The organism is Photobacterium salinisoli (genome assembly GCF_003614885.1).
Lineage (GTDB): Bacteria > Pseudomonadota > Gammaproteobacteria > Enterobacterales > Vibrionaceae > Photobacterium > Photobacterium salinisoli.
Window position 1 is genome coordinate 2,165,668 of sequence record NZ_QZMS01000007.1, and the last position, 16,520, is coordinate 2,182,187.

Genomic DNA, 16,520 nt, shown 5'->3' on the forward strand with positions numbered 1-16,520 from the left:
TTTTTATGGAATTTAAATAACAAGGACGACTCAAGCTCAATCAACTTTTTGCTTGCACAATCCCAATACCGGATTAGGATAAATTCAACCGTGTATCCTTCAGAGACAGCAAATGGCCTGGCAAATAGATCAACAATTCGACGCTGCCCCTTGTGTTCTGAACACGGCTTCTGCACATGCCCCCACCTTACTGTTCAGCTACTACAAACTCAGCCGTACTGCGCTGAGTGAATGGTGTAACGAATAAAACTCCCACGCTTCTGAATTTTTCCATTCAGTTTCCGGCCTGCTTAAGGCACAGCAATGTGATCTGATTTCATCGGATTTTCGATGTGCTTCCGCACGCCTGAACCTGAACTTAATCCATTCAGTTCGTGGTGTTTATGTTACGTATTATTCAAAACGTCAGGCTTTTTGCGCCTGAAGATCAGGGTATTTGTCACCTAGTGATCTGTGGCAACCGTATCCATTCGGTTTCCGGTACTTTACCCGCCATTCCCAGCGACATGGCTGAAGTCATTGACGGCCAGGGCATGTGGCTTGCCCCTGGGTTCATCGACGGGCTCGTGCATTCAGTGGGCGGTGGCGGCGAAGGCGGTTTTATCAACCGCACGCCAGAAATTCATGCCGAAGAAATGCTCAAAGGGGGGGTCACCACAGCCGTTTCAGCGCTGGGGACAGATGCAATAACGCGAAATTTACCTAATTTACTGGGTAAATGTCGTGAACTGTCAGCAAAAGGCATAGACAGTTACTTCTATACCGGCTCTTACCACCTGCCACCAACCACACTCACCGGCAGCCTTGAAACCGATCTGCTGTACATCCCGGAGATTATCGGCATCGGAGAGCTGGCACTGTCTGATCTGCGTGGCTCAGTGATCCGGTTTGACGATCTTTATGCCATTGCCCGCCGGGTGCGGACCAGTGCCAACCTCGCCGGTAAAAAAGGCGTGGTGTTCTGCCACATCGGCGATCACCCCGATCAGTTAACCCTGCTTGACGATCTCATTGAGAAAACTGAACTGCCTTACTCCCTGTTTGTCCCCACCCATATCAACCGCAATCCGGATCTGTTTACTGCCGGCATCCGGTATGCCAGAGCTGGCGGCTATATCGACATTACCACCAGTACCAATCAGGGCCTGCTGGATGACGGCGAAATTTTCTGTTCCGAAGCACTGGCCAAGGCGTTACAGGCTGGCGTGCCGGTTGAACGGATAAGTTTCAGCTCAGATGCCAACGCCAGCCTGCCGAGATTCGATGCAGAGGGCAACACCATTGGCGTGGACACCGGTCGGATCGCATCACTTTATGAGGCTGTTCAATTAGCCGTCACCCGGTACGGTGTGCCGTTTGAACTTGCCATTCAATGCATTACCTCCACCCCGGCCAATGCACTCGGATTTTCCCGTAAGGGATACATCAGGCCGGGCTTGGATGCCGATCTGGTGCTGATCCAACCTGACAACATGCAAATCAAACAAGTCTGGAGCCAGGGTGTTCCAAGAATTTAATCGTCATGTCCAATCAAAATGAGGGAAATCACTATGGATATGGAAATGCAATCAACAACCGGAGCTGGCAAGCGCAAATGGAAAATGCCGACTGTCTATACGCTCCTCTTCTTTATCACGATAGCCGTCGCACTGCTGACCTGGCTGCTGCCGGCAGGAAAATATGACTATCTCACCAGTGATTCCAACACACTGGTGAAAGCGGCAGATGTGGCTGATTACAGCGGCGGGGAACGTTTACTGCCTGTGCCCGGCTCCTTTACCGAACTTGACAGTAATCCGCAGGGGCTGTCAGATATTCTGGCGGCACCGCTGGCCGGTTTTGCCGAGGCCAGTTCAATTATCCTGTTTGTCCTTATGATTGGTGGCTTTTTGAATGTCACTATCATAACCGGGGCGATGGATGCCAGTATTGCTTCTTTGTCCAAGCGCTTTGCAGGCAAAGAACACTGGCTGATCCCTTTACTTATTTTCATTCTCGCGGTGGGCGGCAGTACTTATGGGATGAGCGAAGAAACCGTGAGTTTGTGGGTCATCCTGCTGCCTTTTTTTATTGCTGCCGGTTACGACCGCATGGTCGTCGCAGGCATCATTCTGCTCGGCAGCGGGATAGGTGTTGCAACCAGCACGGTCAACCCGTTTGCGACCGGTGTCGCCTCTCGCTTTGCTGACATTCAACTGGGCGAAGGCATACTGTTCCGGCTGCTGACCTTTGTGGTGCTCTATGTGATCACCTGTGCTTTCATTATGCGCTATGCCGCGAAAGTCAAAGCCGATCCCAAGGCTTCGCTGCTGCACGATATCGACTTTGATGATCAATTTTCTCAGGCGCCAGCCAGCCTGGCATTTACCACGCGCCACAAGCTGACCATGACCGTCTTTTTCGGCGCCTTTGCACTGATGATCTACAGCGTGATTCCCTGGGAAGATATCGGCGTCACTTTTGTGCCGGCGCTGAACTGGTGGCTGAAAGAAATCTCTGTCATCTACCTGACTGCCGCCATTCTCATTGGCCTGATCAACCGCATGCCGGAAGCGAAATTCGTGAGTGCATTCATTGCAGGCTGCCGCGACATGATAGGTGTTGCCCTGGTGATTGCGGTGGCCAAGGGCATCAATGTCATCATGAACAGCGCCAACATCACTGACACTATTCTGAGCTGGGCTGAACACCTGGTCGTCGGTTTGGACAGTGGCATATTTGCCGTGGTGAGTTATCTGGCACACATTATTCTGGCCTTTTTCATCCCGTCCAGCTCAGGTCTGGCGACCGTTTCTATGCCTCTGATGGGCCCCATGAGTGACTTCGCCGGTGTCAGCCGGGACATTGTGGTCACCGCTTATCAGCTCGGCTCCGGCTGGATCAACCTGTTCGCACCAACAGCAGCCACTGTGGTGGCCGGACTGGCTATGGCCAACATTCCCTATGGCCGCTTCCTGAAATGGGTCATGCCTTATATCGGGGCAGTCCTGCTCAGTTCGTGCGTCATGCTGTACTTCGCCGCTTAACCCTGCAGGCTGCCTGCCCCTCACGGCAAAACAGGGGCTGGCAGCTTGTGCTTACAACACTCAATCAATACGGACGTTGTCCTCCGGTATCACCGGAGAGGTCTCAATGGAGGCAACACAATGAAAAAGGTTTTCAATATATCGACACTGACTGCCGGCATTGCGCTGACCCTTTCCCTCGGCTGTCAGGCTGAATCGGCGCCGGCAAAACAGCTCTTTCTGGGCGGCGGACATTTAGTTGTCTGCTCGTCAATGACGCAGGCAGAATGTGCTGACTGGAACAGCTACCGGCAATCTGCACTGGCCAGCCTGACCGATGCAGATATCCGCACCCCCACAGAAGAGCCGGTCGCCACATCCGACGCCTATATTCAACGCGTGATCAATGCCGCTCCCTGGGCCGCCGAACCTCAAATGCAGCAAGCCATTTCGAACGCCCTGTATGCACTTCAGCAGCAGTACAACAGCCAGCCCATTCCGTCCTGGGATGACTTTAAAACAGCCATGCTGGCACTCACAGCCTCTGACATCAATGTTACCCTCAATGGCACGCCGATAGACGGTGACTATCTGTGGTACGATGCCAGTTCAGATCAATGGGATACTCTGGCCTACCTCAAAAAGGATGATGGGCTCATCACTTATACCCGTACGGCCAGCCGTGATAACGCGGCAACAGAAGCCTTTGCCGGAAAGACCGGACTGCTCGATGCGCTTGCTACCTTGCCCGAACATACCAGCTTTACTTATATCGATTTTATTACCGCCATTGGCAGCGCCTACAACGATCTGAGCATTGAAGACCAGTTCAGGGTGCTGCGCCTGTATCGTAATGTGCCTCAATACACCCGTCCGGTGGAATATGTTGCCCTGAATGATTCCCTGAGCAGTGACTCTGTCACGGCCTACAACAAATTTGTCGAGATGGCAAAAGCAGCTTCTGGTGAAAATGGCCAGCCCCACATACTGGTGATGACTTCCTCTTCCAATAACCACTATGACGTTGCGGACTATTATGTTCAGTTATTTGAACAGGCAGGGGCAACCGTCTCCTGGTTCCCGGTTGATCGGGCCTACCGCCAGAGTGTCGATCAAAACCAGTGTAATGATCTGCAGTTGCAGCACGATGTGCTGGCCGGAAAACCCCATCAGGATATCTATTTTGCAGACTATGCCAGCCAGGCTCAGAGCGCCTGTGACAATCCGGAAACCGTCTTGTCGATGATCCAGTCTGCTGATGGTTTGTTTATCAATGGAGGCAGTCAGCTACGCACTCTGGAAAGTCTGATCAGTAACGGAGCAGACAGCCCGGAAATGGCTGCCATCCGAAGCCGGTTCGAGCAGGGAGCGCTGGTGATTGGCGGCACCAGTGCCGGCGCGGCAGTTCAGGGAGGCGGCAGGCTGACGCCGAATGATGCCATCAACCCTATGATTGATGGTGGTACGGCTTATGATGTACTGACTTCCGGCTACCCGGCCCATCTGATGAATGCCGGAGGCGGCCTGGGGGTATTCAACTGGGGCGTGACAGATACCCACTTCTCAGAGCGCGCACGTCAGACCCGGCTGATTAAACTGGCCCATCAGCAGGACGTACGTTTTGGCTTTGGGGTGGATGAAACCACCGCGCTCGTTGTCAGCCAGCCGTTGACGCCAGATGCGCCGGTGTCCATGTCTGTCGTTGGCCAGAACGGGGTTTATATTGCTGACAACGCAACCGCCAGCCTGGTACAGGAAGCCCCCTTCTGGGTGAGCGATATCACCACACATTATCTCAATGCCGGTGACGAGTTCATCTGGTATCCGGCCACTGAAACTTACACTATCCGTTTTAATCCGGATGCCGCCCTTTATACCGGTTACAAAAAGAACCGGACAATCACAGATTACGACATACTCTATCAGGATCATTACCGCGCTTTACTGGATGATATGATTCAGACTCAGGTGAAATCTGCTGTGGGTTACAGCTATGAATATAACCCTGAATTTATTCTGGATTTCGAACGGAGCAGTAATACGGTGGGGGCTGTTTATAATGGCAAAGCCTCATACCAGTCTGTAATGACGTCAATTACCCCCCAATAATGTCACAAATACAGATATTCAAAGGGGCTTTCTCAGCCCCTTTTCACATCCCGCTTTGCGCCCCTCACCGTTCTGCGTATGACAAAGGCGCATTTTTGCTGATAAACCGCTTTACCACTTGCCACATCAGGAGCCTGCGCAGGTTTGTCTGCACTGAAATACCCGCGTTCATTGACTAGCGAAAGCAGCCCTGCATGCAGCCTGTCCTCAAAATGTTCCCCCAGTCATTTCTGGAACGGTAGGCAGGACATCCGGCTCCGCTCACTGCGTTTATTGTGTGGTATCGGGACATTGCCATTTAGAATGCAGAACAAAAAGCCTCTATTGACGGATACGTTGCTGTCTTGGTTATTATTTCTTTAAGCGGACATTTGGGAATATGATCACATTTAATCCACACTGCCTTTTTATACGTCATTTCTGTGCTATCAATAATTCACAAGCCAATTTATTAATATAGTTATCTATATGATGATTAAATCTGATACCCATAAAGCAACAAACATGGGCAGTTTGCATTTCAATGTTAAAAACAGGCAACTGCTTTTTGTGATCGGCTTTTTTTCAATCATGACGATCAGCAAACTGCAGTTCGCTAATATAGATATCACTGCATTACTCATTATGCTGGGGTTAATTACAGCCAGCATTACCTGCCTGATATTAAAACTGGATAACCTTCAAGCCTATATGCTTTATGGCTTTGTCGCTCTCAATATTCATCAGGACAACGGAATGGTCATGACTCACTTTGAGGTGTTCATTCTTATTTCATTCTGTTTATTATTTAAGAAAAAGCTGGTTCTGGTAAATGTATTAGTTGCGGCCGCCATTCACCACTTCCTATTCTTTTATCTGCAGAAATCCGGATACCCAATATACGTACTACCCAAGGGTGAGCTGATGATCAGTATGGTCATACATCATTGTTTTTATGCCTCAGTACAAACATTCGCGCTGATCTATTTTTGTAAAACCGAGCAGGAAAAAGAACAAGCTATTACGCAATACGCAAAGCGTACCGAGCAGCAGAAACAACAAAATGAATATGTCATAGACGCTGTGAGTGCAACGTCACACAGGTTAAATGATGTCGCCGTCAGTAACACCCAGACATTATCAGAAATAACCGATCAGGCTGAGACGCAAAGCCATCAAATCAATCAGCTCACCAGTGCGATCATCGCAATGGAAAAACAAGTGCTGCAAAGCAGTGACAATGCCCACATCGCGTCGGAAGCAGCCAGTACCGCCAAAGAATTTGCCAGTCAGGGCATGCAGATTGTCAGTGAAACCCATGCCAGTATTCAGTCTCTGGTCGAGGATACACATAATGTCAGCGCGATTATCCGCCGTCTCGACTCGACGATAGAAAATATCGACAGCATCATGAATGCCATTGAAAACATTGCCGGGCAAACCAACCTGCTGGCGCTGAATGCCGCGATTGAATCGGCCCGTGCAGGAGAGCAAGGGCGAGGTTTTGCCGTTGTCGCCGATGAAGTGCGCACCTTAGCCAGCCGCACCCAGCAAAGCGCCGGAGAAATTAAAGCCATGATTGAACAACTGCATCGGGAATCGAAGCAATCCGTCGAGCTGATGAATCAAAGCGAACACGAAGCGACAGAAGTCACTGAACATTTCCAGCAGGTCGATCTCGCCCTGAAACACATTCTGGACGCTATCAACAACCTGGAGCAGCAAAACACTCAGATTGCGGCGTCTGGCGAGGAACAAAATGTCGTCATTCAGTCCATTCGCCAGCATGCCAGTGATATCAGTACTGCCGCTCAAAAAACCAAAAACCGGGTGGATGCCGGATCAGAGCAATCCAGAGCCCTTGCCGACATTGCCAAAACCTTACTGAAAACCGCACAGGGCGCGCCGGACTTTCAGATCAAAGCAGGATAAAACGCACTCACGGCTAACCACTCCGTCGAAATACGTCTTCGGTTTGGACATCTGCGCTATCCGGGTTTACGGCTGCTGATCAAATTGCTTTACGCCATCCGGAATGGAGAACCAGTCCTGCTTTTCGCTGACCCACACATGGGCGGTCGGCTGAATAATGCGGGTGTCGCTCAGATTACTGGGTTTGAGTTTGATGGCATCGGGTTGTGCAGGATTAAAATGGTAGATGCGGTTGCCGCAGGTCGGGCAAAATTTCGCGGCGCTGATATTACCGCTGTCAGCAGGCCGAGACCAGTCAGCCATCACTCCCTCAAACACCACATCTTTAGCGTTTACCATAGCGGTAATACTGAACGCACTGGTCGAGAGCTTTTGGCACGCTTTGCAGTGGCAGGCCACGACCATTGCCGGTGGTGCGAGCAATGTATAGGTCACGCCGCCACACTGGCAAGCTCCGTGAATAGGGTAAGTCACTTCACTCATCATCTCTCCTTACAAACATTAATGGGCTGAATCACGATGGAGGGCATAAATAGCATGGTCAAGAATGCGGCCGTTGAGGTTTTCACTGCGGGTGATCACCCCTTCCAGCTTCATGCCCAGACGTTCTGCTACTGCTCTGCTCGCCGTATTGTCAACCGCGGCTGAAATCACCACTTTTTCCATAGCAAAGTGGTCAAACGCCAGGCGGCAAAGATGGCGGCATACCCGGGTAATAATACCCTGTCCCTGAAAATCGGCCGCCAGCCAGTAACCGATATCTGCCGTTTTCAGGCTGTTATCTAAAGTATTAAAGCTGCAATTGCCGACCAGTTGTCCCTGAAAAAAAATACTGCACACCATGGATTTCCCCTCGGCGTAATCATGCAGGGAGCGACGGATAAAATCGGTGAAATCCGCCTCGGTATTACAGTGAGGCGGCCAGGCCAGCCACTGAGACAAGTAATCATAATGCGCATTCACCAGCTCGACATAACGGGCCGCAAAAGAAGGCTGTACCAGAACCAGTTCAATATCCTGATCAACGGCCTGACTGAACATAAGTGTCATCCTTACATACTTATACATCAGGTAGCACAATGCCTTGTGCCTTTTCAAATTGCAAATCCTGAGTGGGGTTGCAATACGCAACTGCAAAATGCAATTTCCAAACCAACACCCACAGCAGAGCCATTGTCTTGCTCTGGCTTTCAATGACTTGAAAGAACACATTCTGGCCTGCAACTTGCTAATTACATCATGGTGATTATTCACCACCCGAACTGTGTTGTGTTCAAGAAAAATAAGTTCGTGTAAAAACAAAGCAGCGCCTTGAGGCGCTGCTTTTATATGTGATGATGTTGTGATTTGTCCGACACCTGTCAGGCCGATTGATATACCAGCTCAGCGGTTTTAGCGGCAACAGGCAAATATTGTTCACAGTACAGGGTCATAAAATCTTCCCGGATTTTCGCCTCCAGTTCAGCCGCCTGTACCGTCGGGCAAAACAGCTTAAAGTGCACCTGCTGCTCGCCTGTGGCCGTCGTGGTGATATAAATATGCGGATCTGATCCCGGTAAGTCGACACCGGCATGGCGTTCAATCATATGGTTATAGCGTCTGGCGATATCGATAAAATCGGCGATATGCTCGTCTATCTTGTCCAGCAGAACAGGCACCATAGGATAAAGGTTCACCGTTTCTTTCACCGTCACAGTAAAACCATGATAAACATAGCGTTTCATGAAATTCAGGTTTTTTACCGCCACAGTAAAAAACATACTGTTCGGCAAGGTGATGGTCTTGCCCGTGTAATGGTACTGGCCTTGCTGCAGAGCAATTTCCTGAATCACAGTGGCCATCAGATTATGCTCGATAACCTCGCCGCAGACTGGTCCCACTTCAATCCAGTCGCCAATCCGGAACGAACGGGAACTGGCACGCTGCAGGGAGCCGGTAATACACAGAATGATTTCTTTTGATGCCACAACCAGGGCCACCGCTATGGCGGTCAGTGACAGCGCAAACTTGCTGATTTCAGACTCCCACAGCAAGAAAAGCGTCAGCAACAATAGAGTAAAAGCCCCATTTTTGGTGCGCGAGATCCATTTGCGCTGATCTTCGCTGAGAAAATTAGCCTCGCCGCGAATCCGGGTAATCGTGACACGGCGAATGACTATCACCAGCAGTATGACACACAAACTTAGCAAGAGTTTGTGGGTCAAAAAGTACATTATAACCAGCTCAATTTTTTCCAAAAAGGAATCCCACATCATTTACTTTCAACCTGTTAGCAGATTATCGCGCCCTGCTCAGCAGCAAACAGCACAAAACATTGACCATAAAATTTACAGGGAGAAGTCTCGCCTATAGTCAGTCAGGTTGTAAAGCAAATTCCGTTCGCAGATCCTTACCGGGGGCTAACATACTCAGTGCGCGGATACGGCTCTATCTCATAATGCTCTTCCAGAAAGTACACCAGATTCACCAGCTCAGTCACCGTCATCACATCATTGAAGTTCGGCATCACAGACTGGCCATCAACCTGAAAATCTGCCCCATCATAGCCTTCAGCGAGTCTGTGCGAGGGGTTAATCACAGACGTCACCAGCTCAGGATAAGTCCGTATACGGCTCACCTGTCCGCCAAGCACTACTGGCGTTTCCATCACACCGGACAGCTTCTCCGCCTCTGCTTCATAACCGGCCATAGTATGACAACGCAGGCATTGGTACTTCACAAAAACCTGTTCACCCTGATCAACATTGCCCTGGGGTAAACTAAAACTCTGGCTGGATCTGTCACATCCCGACAGCCCTGCAATCGCAGCAAATACTGCGGTGAGAACAAAAGATTTCATTGTCCAGACCTCCGATATCAGGGCATATACCCTGTCTGACTGAAAGCAGGTGCCGGCATCGCTGCCCGCACCTTCTTGTTTGAATGTGCCTTCACGCTTAACGGACTTCAATTTTCCGTACTTCAGGCTCACTGGTGGCCGTTTTCGGCATGACCAGACGCAAAACACCATCCTGATAGGCCGCTTCAATGTCGTGTTCGGCAATGTTCTGGCCAAACTGGAAAGTGCGCGAATAGCTGTCGTAGCGTCGTTCTGTCAAAACAGCTTGTCCTTCCTGTTTCTTCTCGCTTTCTTCTTTATGTTCAGCAGCAATAGTTAATTTACCGTTGTGGAACGATACCTGGATATCCTCTTTGCTGAATCCGGGCAACTCGGCAGTCAGTACATAACTGTCTTTAGTTTCATGAATATCCACAGCAGGCAATTGACTGGCTTGCTTCAAAAAATCACCGCCTAACACCGGCCGGAAGAAACCCTGAAACAAGTTGTCAAAATCATTATCCAGCAGTGAAGGAAAACCACTTTTTTTAACGTCAGTACGCATTTTCCACCTCCTTCCACACAGAAGATTCACACCCGACGGTTTGATTCGGTATAAGTATAGTGATGGGAATAAAAGGAGTGAGGCATCTTACTTGATGTAAATCAAAGTAAGGTGAGAAAACATCTTTGGCTGAAACCAAGCAACAAGAAAAAAGACCAAGACATTGAAATTTATGATTTATTTTGACAAGCAGCGAATAAGATATGACTTTTAAAAACAAAAAACCCAGACAAGCCTGGGTTCAGAAAACGTACATCAGGTTAAAAATGATAGCTGATTCCCGCTGAGAACAAATCCACACTCTCCTTGTCCATCTCGAAGCGCTCATATTCGATACGGACAGAAACGGCATCATCCGAATAGGCCGGGTAGTAAATATAGCTGGCACCAATCCCATACAGCATATCTGTGCCATCATCTTCTAACAGCGTCTGACCCTGCATTTTTGCGCTCATATCCCAAGCATGCAGCCCAAGCTTTGCAAACGCTTCAAGTTGAGGATGTAAAGGCACTATCCCCAGTACCGCCCCGCCCCAGGTATCCATTTCTATAGAAGCAGATATCGCCAAATCCTGATGACTCAGTGTGGCTTCCCCCAGATCGGCCAAAAATCCTTCCACAGCCGCGTAACGATTGATCCTGTGACCCAGGAAAAATTTGTAGCCTTTGTCTGTGTCATCAATGGAAAAGCCCGCATCTTCATATTCCGCACGATCAGCGGAGGAAACATCTAATGTTGTCTCGCCATACGCGCCACCGACATAGGTCATCTTGACAGTATGATGATGCGGCGCCGCCAGGGCTATGCCTGGCAAAAGTAAGATAAACCCCAGCCCGAAACCTTTCATCTAATTGCTCCCTGTTAAACCACACATAAAAGACTAGTTTCATACTAAACCAGGACAAATATATTGATTTAAACAGTGAACAATCTCACCGCTCTGACTCTGGGGTTTGTTCAGTATCGCGACGTTAAGCCCAGCGATACCGGTTCACGATAAAACGTTTCGGAGCCTTATTCTGGGTGAGGGCCTGTTGCTTGGCATAGATCTGATAAGCAAAGTCACCCGGAACAGCGACCAAACACGCATAAAGCACCAGATAACGGCCCGACATTCTTAGCATTATTCTTCCTCATCACGTCCATGATCTTGGTCAGGAATACAGTGAAAACGCGACTTACAACGCTTGCTGGCATGTGCCGGAACGTTTGAGGAGAAAAAGGCTTAAGCTCGCTTCTCGCAGGTTGATGACAAGAAAAAAGCGAGCGTAAGTTTTTGAGCGGCAGAAACGACAAAGCCCCGACTTTCGTCGAGGCTTTGTCGTTGAAGTTGGTGCCCGGGGCCGGACTTGAACCGGCACAGTGTTACCACCGGCGGATTTTGAATCCGCTGCGTCTACCAATTTCGCCACCCGGGCAATGGCGGTCATTATACGTATACGGTGTTGATGTGCAAGCGACTTTATGAAGAGTGACACACTGTTTGCTGCTTTTTTCATCGCTCCGGCTTTTTCCCATGCATAGTGTTGCCAATCCAGTCGACACTATGCCTTGCAAGTACAAGGTAACTGGCGAGTTGAGTACCCTGAACCAGGAACTATTGCTACACTGTGCCGCAGTTTTTTGGGGCAGGTGCACCTGCCCTCTTTACTCTTTCTGGTGGAACCATGACAACAACAGTGAAAAAGGACATGACGCAAACCAAACAATACCCGGGGCTGTTTCGCCGGATCGGGGCCTGGATTTACGACGCTCTGGTGGTGGCTGCAGTATTAATGCTGGCTGGCGGTCTGGCCATGGCCGTGATCGCTTTACTACTCAGCACTGGCTTGCTGAACCTGGGCAACTATGCCGATGCCAGTGAATACCTCACCCGACACCCGGTGGCTGCACCGATATACTCTGTGTATCTGGGCGGGAGCATCGTCGCTTTCTTTGGTTATTTCTGGTGTAAAGCGGGCCAGACGCTGGGTATGCGCGCCTGGAAGCTGCGCATTCAGAATACCGATGGTTCAAATATCCGTTTTACTCAAGCCCTCATCCGCATGGCGACATCGGCCTTTGGGCTGGGCAATTTGCTGGTGCCTTTCAGCCACACTAAACAATCACTGCAGGATTTGATGGCAGAGTGTGAAATGGTACTGCTGCCAAAACCCAACTGATTGACAGATCAAGCACACAAAAAAGGCGCCTGAATGGCGCCTTTTGTCTGTCTGTCATCTGAGCCTGTCACCGGACTCAGAGCTTGCGCCGAAGCAGGTAGAGGGTAATAAACAGGAACACTAAACTTGGCCCCAACGCGCCAATAACAGGGTGTAAACGGTACACCATACTCAGCGGGCCAAACACTTCATTAGAAATGTAAAACGCAAACCCGAAGATCACACCGGATAGTACCCGCGCGCCCATAGTCACAGAGCGCAACGGACCGAAAACAAAAGACAGCGCCAGCAGCATCATCACGGCGATTGAGAACGGCTGCAGGGCTTTACGCCAGAAAGCCAGCTCGTAGCGGGATGCATCCTGCTTGGTCTCTTTTAAATACTGCACATAATCGTATACGCCAGAGAGTGCCAGTTCTTCCGGTTTGACTGTGACCACGGCCAATTTATCCGGGGTCAGACTGGTCTGCCAGATTTTGGTATCGAAATGGGTATTTTCCTGCTTTTCTTCGCCAATGTGAGTCACAGTGACATCTTTCAGCTCCCAGCCTTTTCCGTCGAGAAAAGTCGCAGAGCGGGCGAACAAACTGTCTTTCAACACGTCTTTTTCATCAAATTCCCAGATGTTTATCGCGTTGAGGTTGGTTTGCTCATGAATCCTGCCAATGTAAATAAAGTCGTTATCATCTTTGGCCCAAACCCCGCGCTGTACCGAAAACACATTACCGCCAGAGGTCCAGATCGCCCGTAATTCCCGCGCCGCTTTCTGCGCCTCCGGCGCTCCCCACTGCCCCAGCACCATCACCAGCAGCATCAGTGGCACCGCGGTTTTCAGTACCGACAGGCCAATGTCCAGCTTGGAAAAGCCTGCAGCCTGCATAACCACCAGCTCTGAGCTGGATGCCAGTGTCCCCAGACCGATCAGCGCTCCCAACAACACCGCCATCGGGAAGAACATTTCAATATCACGTGGCGCGCTGAGCAGCACAAAGAGCAATGCTTTCCAGAGATCGTACGTCCCGTCACCCACTTTACGCAGCTGTTCCACGTATTTGATGATGGCTGACAGGCCCACCAGGGTCGACAGTGTCAGGGCAGAAGTGGCAATAATGGTACGGCCAATGTACCAATCGAGAATTTTAAACATCAGCCGCGTCTCCGGAATTTGTCTCTGAATTGTCGCATTGGCAGCGAATCCCAGCTATTGAGCCCAATCGCCACTAACAGCATGAGAATATTAATACTCCACAAGCCAACACCGACAGGCAGTCCGCCATCTTCCACCGCAGATTTCGCCGCGCTGATAGCCAGAAAATAACAAAGATAGATAAGCACTGCAGGCACCAGTTTGGCAAAGCGCCCCTGACGCGGATTCACCGCCGACAATGGCACCACCACCATAGTCAGTAACGGAATACAGAGCACCAGGGACATCCGCCACTGAAACTCGGCCTGCGCAGCCAGCTCTGGCCGCTGCATCAGAGCCAGGGTAGGCAGCGCATCCCAGTCACGGTCTTTTTCTTTGATCGCGCGCTGGCCGATCACTGCCTGATAATTATCAAAATCCGTAATGGAATAGTCCAGACGGGTTGGCAGCCCCTCATAACGGACGCCGTCCTGCAGATCGAGAACTTGCCGGCCATCTTTGAGCACATCCACAGTGCCGCTGTTGGCAAACATTACACTGGGACGCAATGTGTCACTGGCGGTTGGTTGCGCCACAAAGACGCGATGCAGTTTGCCGCCCTTGTCGGTAATGTCATCAACAAAGACCACGCCTCGGCCATCCGGCGCGCCCTGAAACTGGCCTTTCACCAGCAGATCCAGCCCAGAATCGGCTTCCACCTTTTCCATGACCTGGGTTTCTTTTTCGGCACTCCAGGGAGCCAGCCACAGCGCATTGAATGCCGCAATTGCCCCTGTGATAATCGCCAGCCACAATGCTGCCCGGATCAGGAAAGTATTCCCGATACCGGTTGCATTCATTACCGTGATTTCACTTTCGGCATATAATCGTCCAAAAGTGAGCAGGATCCCAATATATAAACTCAGCGGCAGCATCAGCATCGCCATCGAGGGCATATAAAGCCCCATCAGGGTCAGGACCAGATCACCAGGAATGGATCCGTCTGTCGCATCAGCCAGAATGCGGATAAACTTCTGACTGATAAAGATAAGAAACAATACAAAAAGGACCGCGACCTGGCTCTTGATTGTCTCACGTGTCAAATAACGAACAATAATCACGCGTTATATACCCATAGAAAACTTGTTTTTTTGCTGGAATCACTATAATTTTCCGGTAAATCAGTTATTTTTTTATCTTTCGGCTAACTGTCAGCCTGCACTTTGATCTTAACCTGAATTCAAGAACCAACAAGTAAGTGCGGCATTATCTAACATTTAGCCCTAATTGTCTTTATAGGATGTAGGAGTACGCATGGAGTTCAGTGTAAAAAGTGGTAGCCCCGAGAAACAGCGCAGTGCCTGTATCGTCGTTGGCGTCTTTGAACCACGCCGCCTCTCTCCAATTGCTGAACAACTGGATAAGATCAGCGAGGGTTACATAAGTTCCCTGCTGCGTCGTGGTGATCTGGAAGGAAAACCTGGCCAGATGCTGTTGCTTCACCATGTCCCGAACGTTCTTTCCGAGCGTGTTCTGCTCGTTGGCTGTGGTAAAGAGCGTGAGCTGGATGAACGCCAGTACAAACAAATTATTAAGCAAACTATTAGCACGCTGAATGAAACCGGGTCAATGGAAGCCGTCTGCTTCCTGACTGAACTGCACGTTAAAGGCCGTGATACTTACTGGAAAGTCCGTCAGGCCGTTGAGACCACCAAAGACAGTCTATACACCTTTAACCAGTTCAAGAGCACCAAGCCGGAAACCCGCCGCCCGCTGCGCAAGCTGGTGTTCAATGTACCGACACGCCGCGAGCTGTCACTGGGTGAGCGCGCGATCAGCCATGGTCTGGCCATCGCCTCCGGTGTCCGCGCGGCGAAAGATTTGGGTAATATGCCGCCCAACGTGGCTAACCCAGCCTACCTGGCCTCTCAGGCCCGCCGACTGGCTGATGACTTCGACACCGTCAGCACCAAGATCATTGGCGAGCAGGAAATGAAAGAGCTGGGCATGACCTCGTATCTGGCCGTGGGCCAGGGCTCTAAAAATGAAGCCATGATGTCGATCATTGAGTACAAAGGTCACCCGGATCCGAATGCCAAGCCGTTGGTGCTGGTCGGTAAAGGGTTGACGTTTGACTCAGGCGGTATTTCCATCAAGCCGTCAGCCAATATGGACGAAATGAAATACGACATGTGCGGCGCGGCTACCGTATTCGGTGCAATGCGCTCACTGGCGAAACTGAATCTGCCCATCAATGTGATCGGCGTGCTGGCAGGCTGTGAAAACATGCCGGGTGGTAATGCGTACCGTCCGGGTGACATTCTGACCACTATGTCAGGGCAAACCGTGGAAGTGCTCAACACCGACGCCGAAGGTCGCCTGGTATTGTGTGACGCGCTGACTTACGTTGAGCGCTTTGAGCCTGAGTGCGTGATTGACGTCGCCACCCTGACCGGTGCCTGTGTGGTGGCTTTGGGCAATCACATCAGTGGCCTGATGGCTAACCATAACCCGCTGGCGCATGAGCTGGTCAACGCCTCTGAGCAGGCTGGTGACCGTGCATGGCGTCTGCCAATGAACGATGAATACCAGGAACAGCTGGCGAGTCCGTTTGCAGATCTGGCCAACATAGGCACACCGGGCGCGGGTACCATTACCGCAGGTTGCTTCCTGTCGCGCTTCACCAAGAAGTATAACTGGGCGCACCTCGACATCGCCGGGACGGCCTGGACAGGCGGCAAAAACAAAGGCGCCACCGGACGTCCGGTACCTTTGCTGGTCCAGTTCCTGCTCAACCGGGCCGGGCTGGAAAACCTCGATTAA

Annotated in this window: 16 protein-coding genes and 1 tRNA gene; 7 read left to right on the forward strand and 10 right to left on the reverse strand. The window is 50.6% G+C overall.

Translation table 11 applies throughout. The features are described 5' to 3' along the window. The first annotated feature begins 112 nt into the window (after positions 1–112). From D6M16_RS22590 to D6M16_RS10360, 5 genes are all read left to right on the forward strand, one after another. Positions 113–247, forward strand: a complete 135-nt coding sequence (locus D6M16_RS22590; protein WP_276131394.1) for a hypothetical protein — start codon at positions 113–115, stop codon at positions 245–247. Positions 248–383: 136 nt separating this feature from the next. Further along, positions 384–1,517 (forward strand): beta-aspartyl-peptidase, encoded by a 1,134-nt coding sequence (gene iadA / locus D6M16_RS10345; protein ID WP_120511711.1) that lies wholly within the window; start codon positions 384–386, stop codon positions 1,515–1,517. Between the two features lie 33 nt (positions 1,518–1,550). Beyond that, positions 1,551–3,026, forward strand: coding sequence for a YfcC family protein (locus tag D6M16_RS10350; RefSeq protein WP_240435559.1), 1,476 nt, complete (start codon positions 1,551–1,553; stop codon positions 3,024–3,026). 120 nt (positions 3,027–3,146) lie between these two features. Further along, positions 3,147–5,114 (forward strand): cyanophycinase, encoded by a 1,968-nt coding sequence (locus tag D6M16_RS10355; protein WP_120511712.1) that lies wholly within the window; start codon positions 3,147–3,149, stop codon positions 5,112–5,114. A 468-nt stretch (positions 5,115–5,582) separates the two neighbouring features. Continuing rightward, positions 5,583–7,025 (forward strand): methyl-accepting chemotaxis protein, encoded by a 1,443-nt coding sequence (locus D6M16_RS10360; RefSeq protein ID WP_120511713.1) that lies wholly within the window; start codon positions 5,583–5,585, stop codon positions 7,023–7,025. A 66-nt stretch (positions 7,026–7,091) separates the two neighbouring features. Here the strand turns inward: D6M16_RS10360 and D6M16_RS10365 are convergent, their stop codons facing one another. The 8 genes from D6M16_RS10365 to D6M16_RS10395 all read right to left on the reverse strand — a co-directional run bounded on the left by D6M16_RS10365 (position 7,092) and on the right by D6M16_RS10395 (position 11,827). After that, complete coding sequence (locus tag D6M16_RS10365; protein WP_205576874.1) at positions 7,092–7,499, reverse strand: GFA family protein; 408 nt, start codon at positions 7,497–7,499, stop codon at positions 7,092–7,094. 27 nt (positions 7,500–7,526) lie between these two features. Beyond that, complete coding sequence (locus D6M16_RS10370; protein ID WP_120511715.1) at positions 7,527–8,066, reverse strand: GNAT family N-acetyltransferase; 540 nt, start codon at positions 8,064–8,066, stop codon at positions 7,527–7,529. Between the two features lie 320 nt (positions 8,067–8,386). Further along, positions 8,387–9,262 (reverse strand): mechanosensitive ion channel family protein, encoded by an 876-nt coding sequence (locus D6M16_RS10375; protein ID WP_120511957.1) that lies wholly within the window; start codon positions 9,260–9,262, stop codon positions 8,387–8,389. A 152-nt stretch (positions 9,263–9,414) separates the two neighbouring features. After that, positions 9,415–9,864 (reverse strand): cytochrome C, encoded by a 450-nt coding sequence (locus D6M16_RS10380; protein WP_120511958.1) that lies wholly within the window; start codon positions 9,862–9,864, stop codon positions 9,415–9,417. A gap of 97 nt (positions 9,865–9,961) precedes the next feature. Then, positions 9,962–10,408 carry an Hsp20/alpha crystallin family protein gene (locus tag D6M16_RS10385; protein WP_120511716.1) on the reverse strand — a complete coding sequence of 149 codons (447 nt, stop codon included), beginning with the start codon at positions 10,406–10,408 and terminating at the stop codon, positions 9,962–9,964. A 260-nt stretch (positions 10,409–10,668) separates the two neighbouring features. After that, positions 10,669–11,256: an outer membrane beta-barrel protein gene (locus D6M16_RS10390; RefSeq protein WP_120511717.1), complete on the reverse strand. Its 588-nt coding sequence runs from the start codon at positions 11,254–11,256 to the stop codon at positions 10,669–10,671. A 124-nt stretch (positions 11,257–11,380) separates the two neighbouring features. After that, on the reverse strand, positions 11,381–11,533 hold the full coding sequence (locus tag D6M16_RS22200) for a hypothetical protein (protein WP_162940971.1): 153 nt from the start codon (positions 11,531–11,533) through the stop codon (positions 11,381–11,383). Positions 11,534–11,740: 207 nt separating this feature from the next. Next, a tRNA-Leu gene (locus D6M16_RS10395) sits at positions 11,741–11,827 on the reverse strand. A 249-nt stretch (positions 11,828–12,076) separates the two neighbouring features. On the opposite strand from D6M16_RS10395, the gene D6M16_RS10400 reads away from it, so the two are divergent. After that, on the forward strand, positions 12,077–12,571 hold the full coding sequence (locus tag D6M16_RS10400) for an RDD family protein (RefSeq protein WP_120511959.1): 495 nt from the start codon (positions 12,077–12,079) through the stop codon (positions 12,569–12,571). A gap of 76 nt (positions 12,572–12,647) precedes the next feature. On the opposite strand, the gene lptG is transcribed toward D6M16_RS10400, so the two are convergent. Beyond that, positions 12,648–13,718, reverse strand: a complete 1,071-nt coding sequence (gene lptG / locus D6M16_RS10405) for an LPS export ABC transporter permease LptG (protein WP_120511718.1) — start codon at positions 13,716–13,718, stop codon at positions 12,648–12,650. Further along, positions 13,718–14,818 carry an LPS export ABC transporter permease LptF gene (gene lptF / locus D6M16_RS10410; protein WP_120511719.1) on the reverse strand — a complete coding sequence of 367 codons (1,101 nt, stop codon included), beginning with the start codon at positions 14,816–14,818 and terminating at the stop codon, positions 13,718–13,720. The genes lptG and lptF overlap by 1 nt, the downstream gene beginning before the upstream one ends. 193 nt (positions 14,819–15,011) lie before the next feature. Between lptF and pepA the strand changes: the two genes are divergently transcribed. Further along, positions 15,012–16,520 carry a leucyl aminopeptidase gene (gene pepA / locus D6M16_RS10415; protein WP_120511720.1) on the forward strand — a complete coding sequence of 503 codons (1,509 nt, stop codon included), beginning with the start codon at positions 15,012–15,014 and terminating at the stop codon, positions 16,518–16,520.

What these genes read in the sequence shown, in the direction of transcription:
- D6M16_RS22590 (WP_276131394.1), top strand. Translation starts at nt 113, where the DNA reads ATGGCCTGGCAAATAGATCAACAATTCGACGCTGCCCCTTGTGTTCTG.
- iadA (WP_120511711.1), top strand. Translation starts at nt 384, where the DNA reads ATGTTACGTATTATTCAAAACGTCAGGCTTTTTGCGCCTGAAGATCAG.
- D6M16_RS10350 (WP_240435559.1), top strand. Translation starts at nt 1,551, where the DNA reads ATGGATATGGAAATGCAATCAACAACCGGAGCTGGCAAGCGCAAATGG.
- D6M16_RS10355 (WP_120511712.1), top strand. Translation starts at nt 3,147, where the DNA reads ATGAAAAAGGTTTTCAATATATCGACACTGACTGCCGGCATTGCGCTG.
- D6M16_RS10360 (WP_120511713.1), top strand. Translation starts at nt 5,583, where the DNA reads ATGATGATTAAATCTGATACCCATAAAGCAACAAACATGGGCAGTTTG.
- D6M16_RS10370 (WP_120511715.1), bottom strand. Translation starts at nt 8,066, where the DNA reads ATGTTCAGTCAGGCCGTTGATCAGGATATTGAACTGGTTCTGGTACAG.
- D6M16_RS10380 (WP_120511958.1), bottom strand. Translation starts at nt 9,864, where the DNA reads ATGAAATCTTTTGTTCTCACCGCAGTATTTGCTGCGATTGCAGGGCTG.
- D6M16_RS10385 (WP_120511716.1), bottom strand. Translation starts at nt 10,408, where the DNA reads ATGCGTACTGACGTTAAAAAAAGTGGTTTTCCTTCACTGCTGGATAAT.
- D6M16_RS10390 (WP_120511717.1), bottom strand. Translation starts at nt 11,256, where the DNA reads ATGAAAGGTTTCGGGCTGGGGTTTATCTTACTTTTGCCAGGCATAGCC.
- D6M16_RS22200 (WP_162940971.1), bottom strand. Translation starts at nt 11,533, where the DNA reads ATGCTAAGAATGTCGGGCCGTTATCTGGTGCTTTATGCGTGTTTGGTC.
- D6M16_RS10400 (WP_120511959.1), top strand. Translation starts at nt 12,077, where the DNA reads ATGACAACAACAGTGAAAAAGGACATGACGCAAACCAAACAATACCCG.
- lptG (WP_120511718.1), bottom strand. Translation starts at nt 13,718, where the DNA reads ATGTTTAAAATTCTCGATTGGTACATTGGCCGTACCATTATTGCCACT.
- pepA (WP_120511720.1), top strand. Translation starts at nt 15,012, where the DNA reads ATGGAGTTCAGTGTAAAAAGTGGTAGCCCCGAGAAACAGCGCAGTGCC.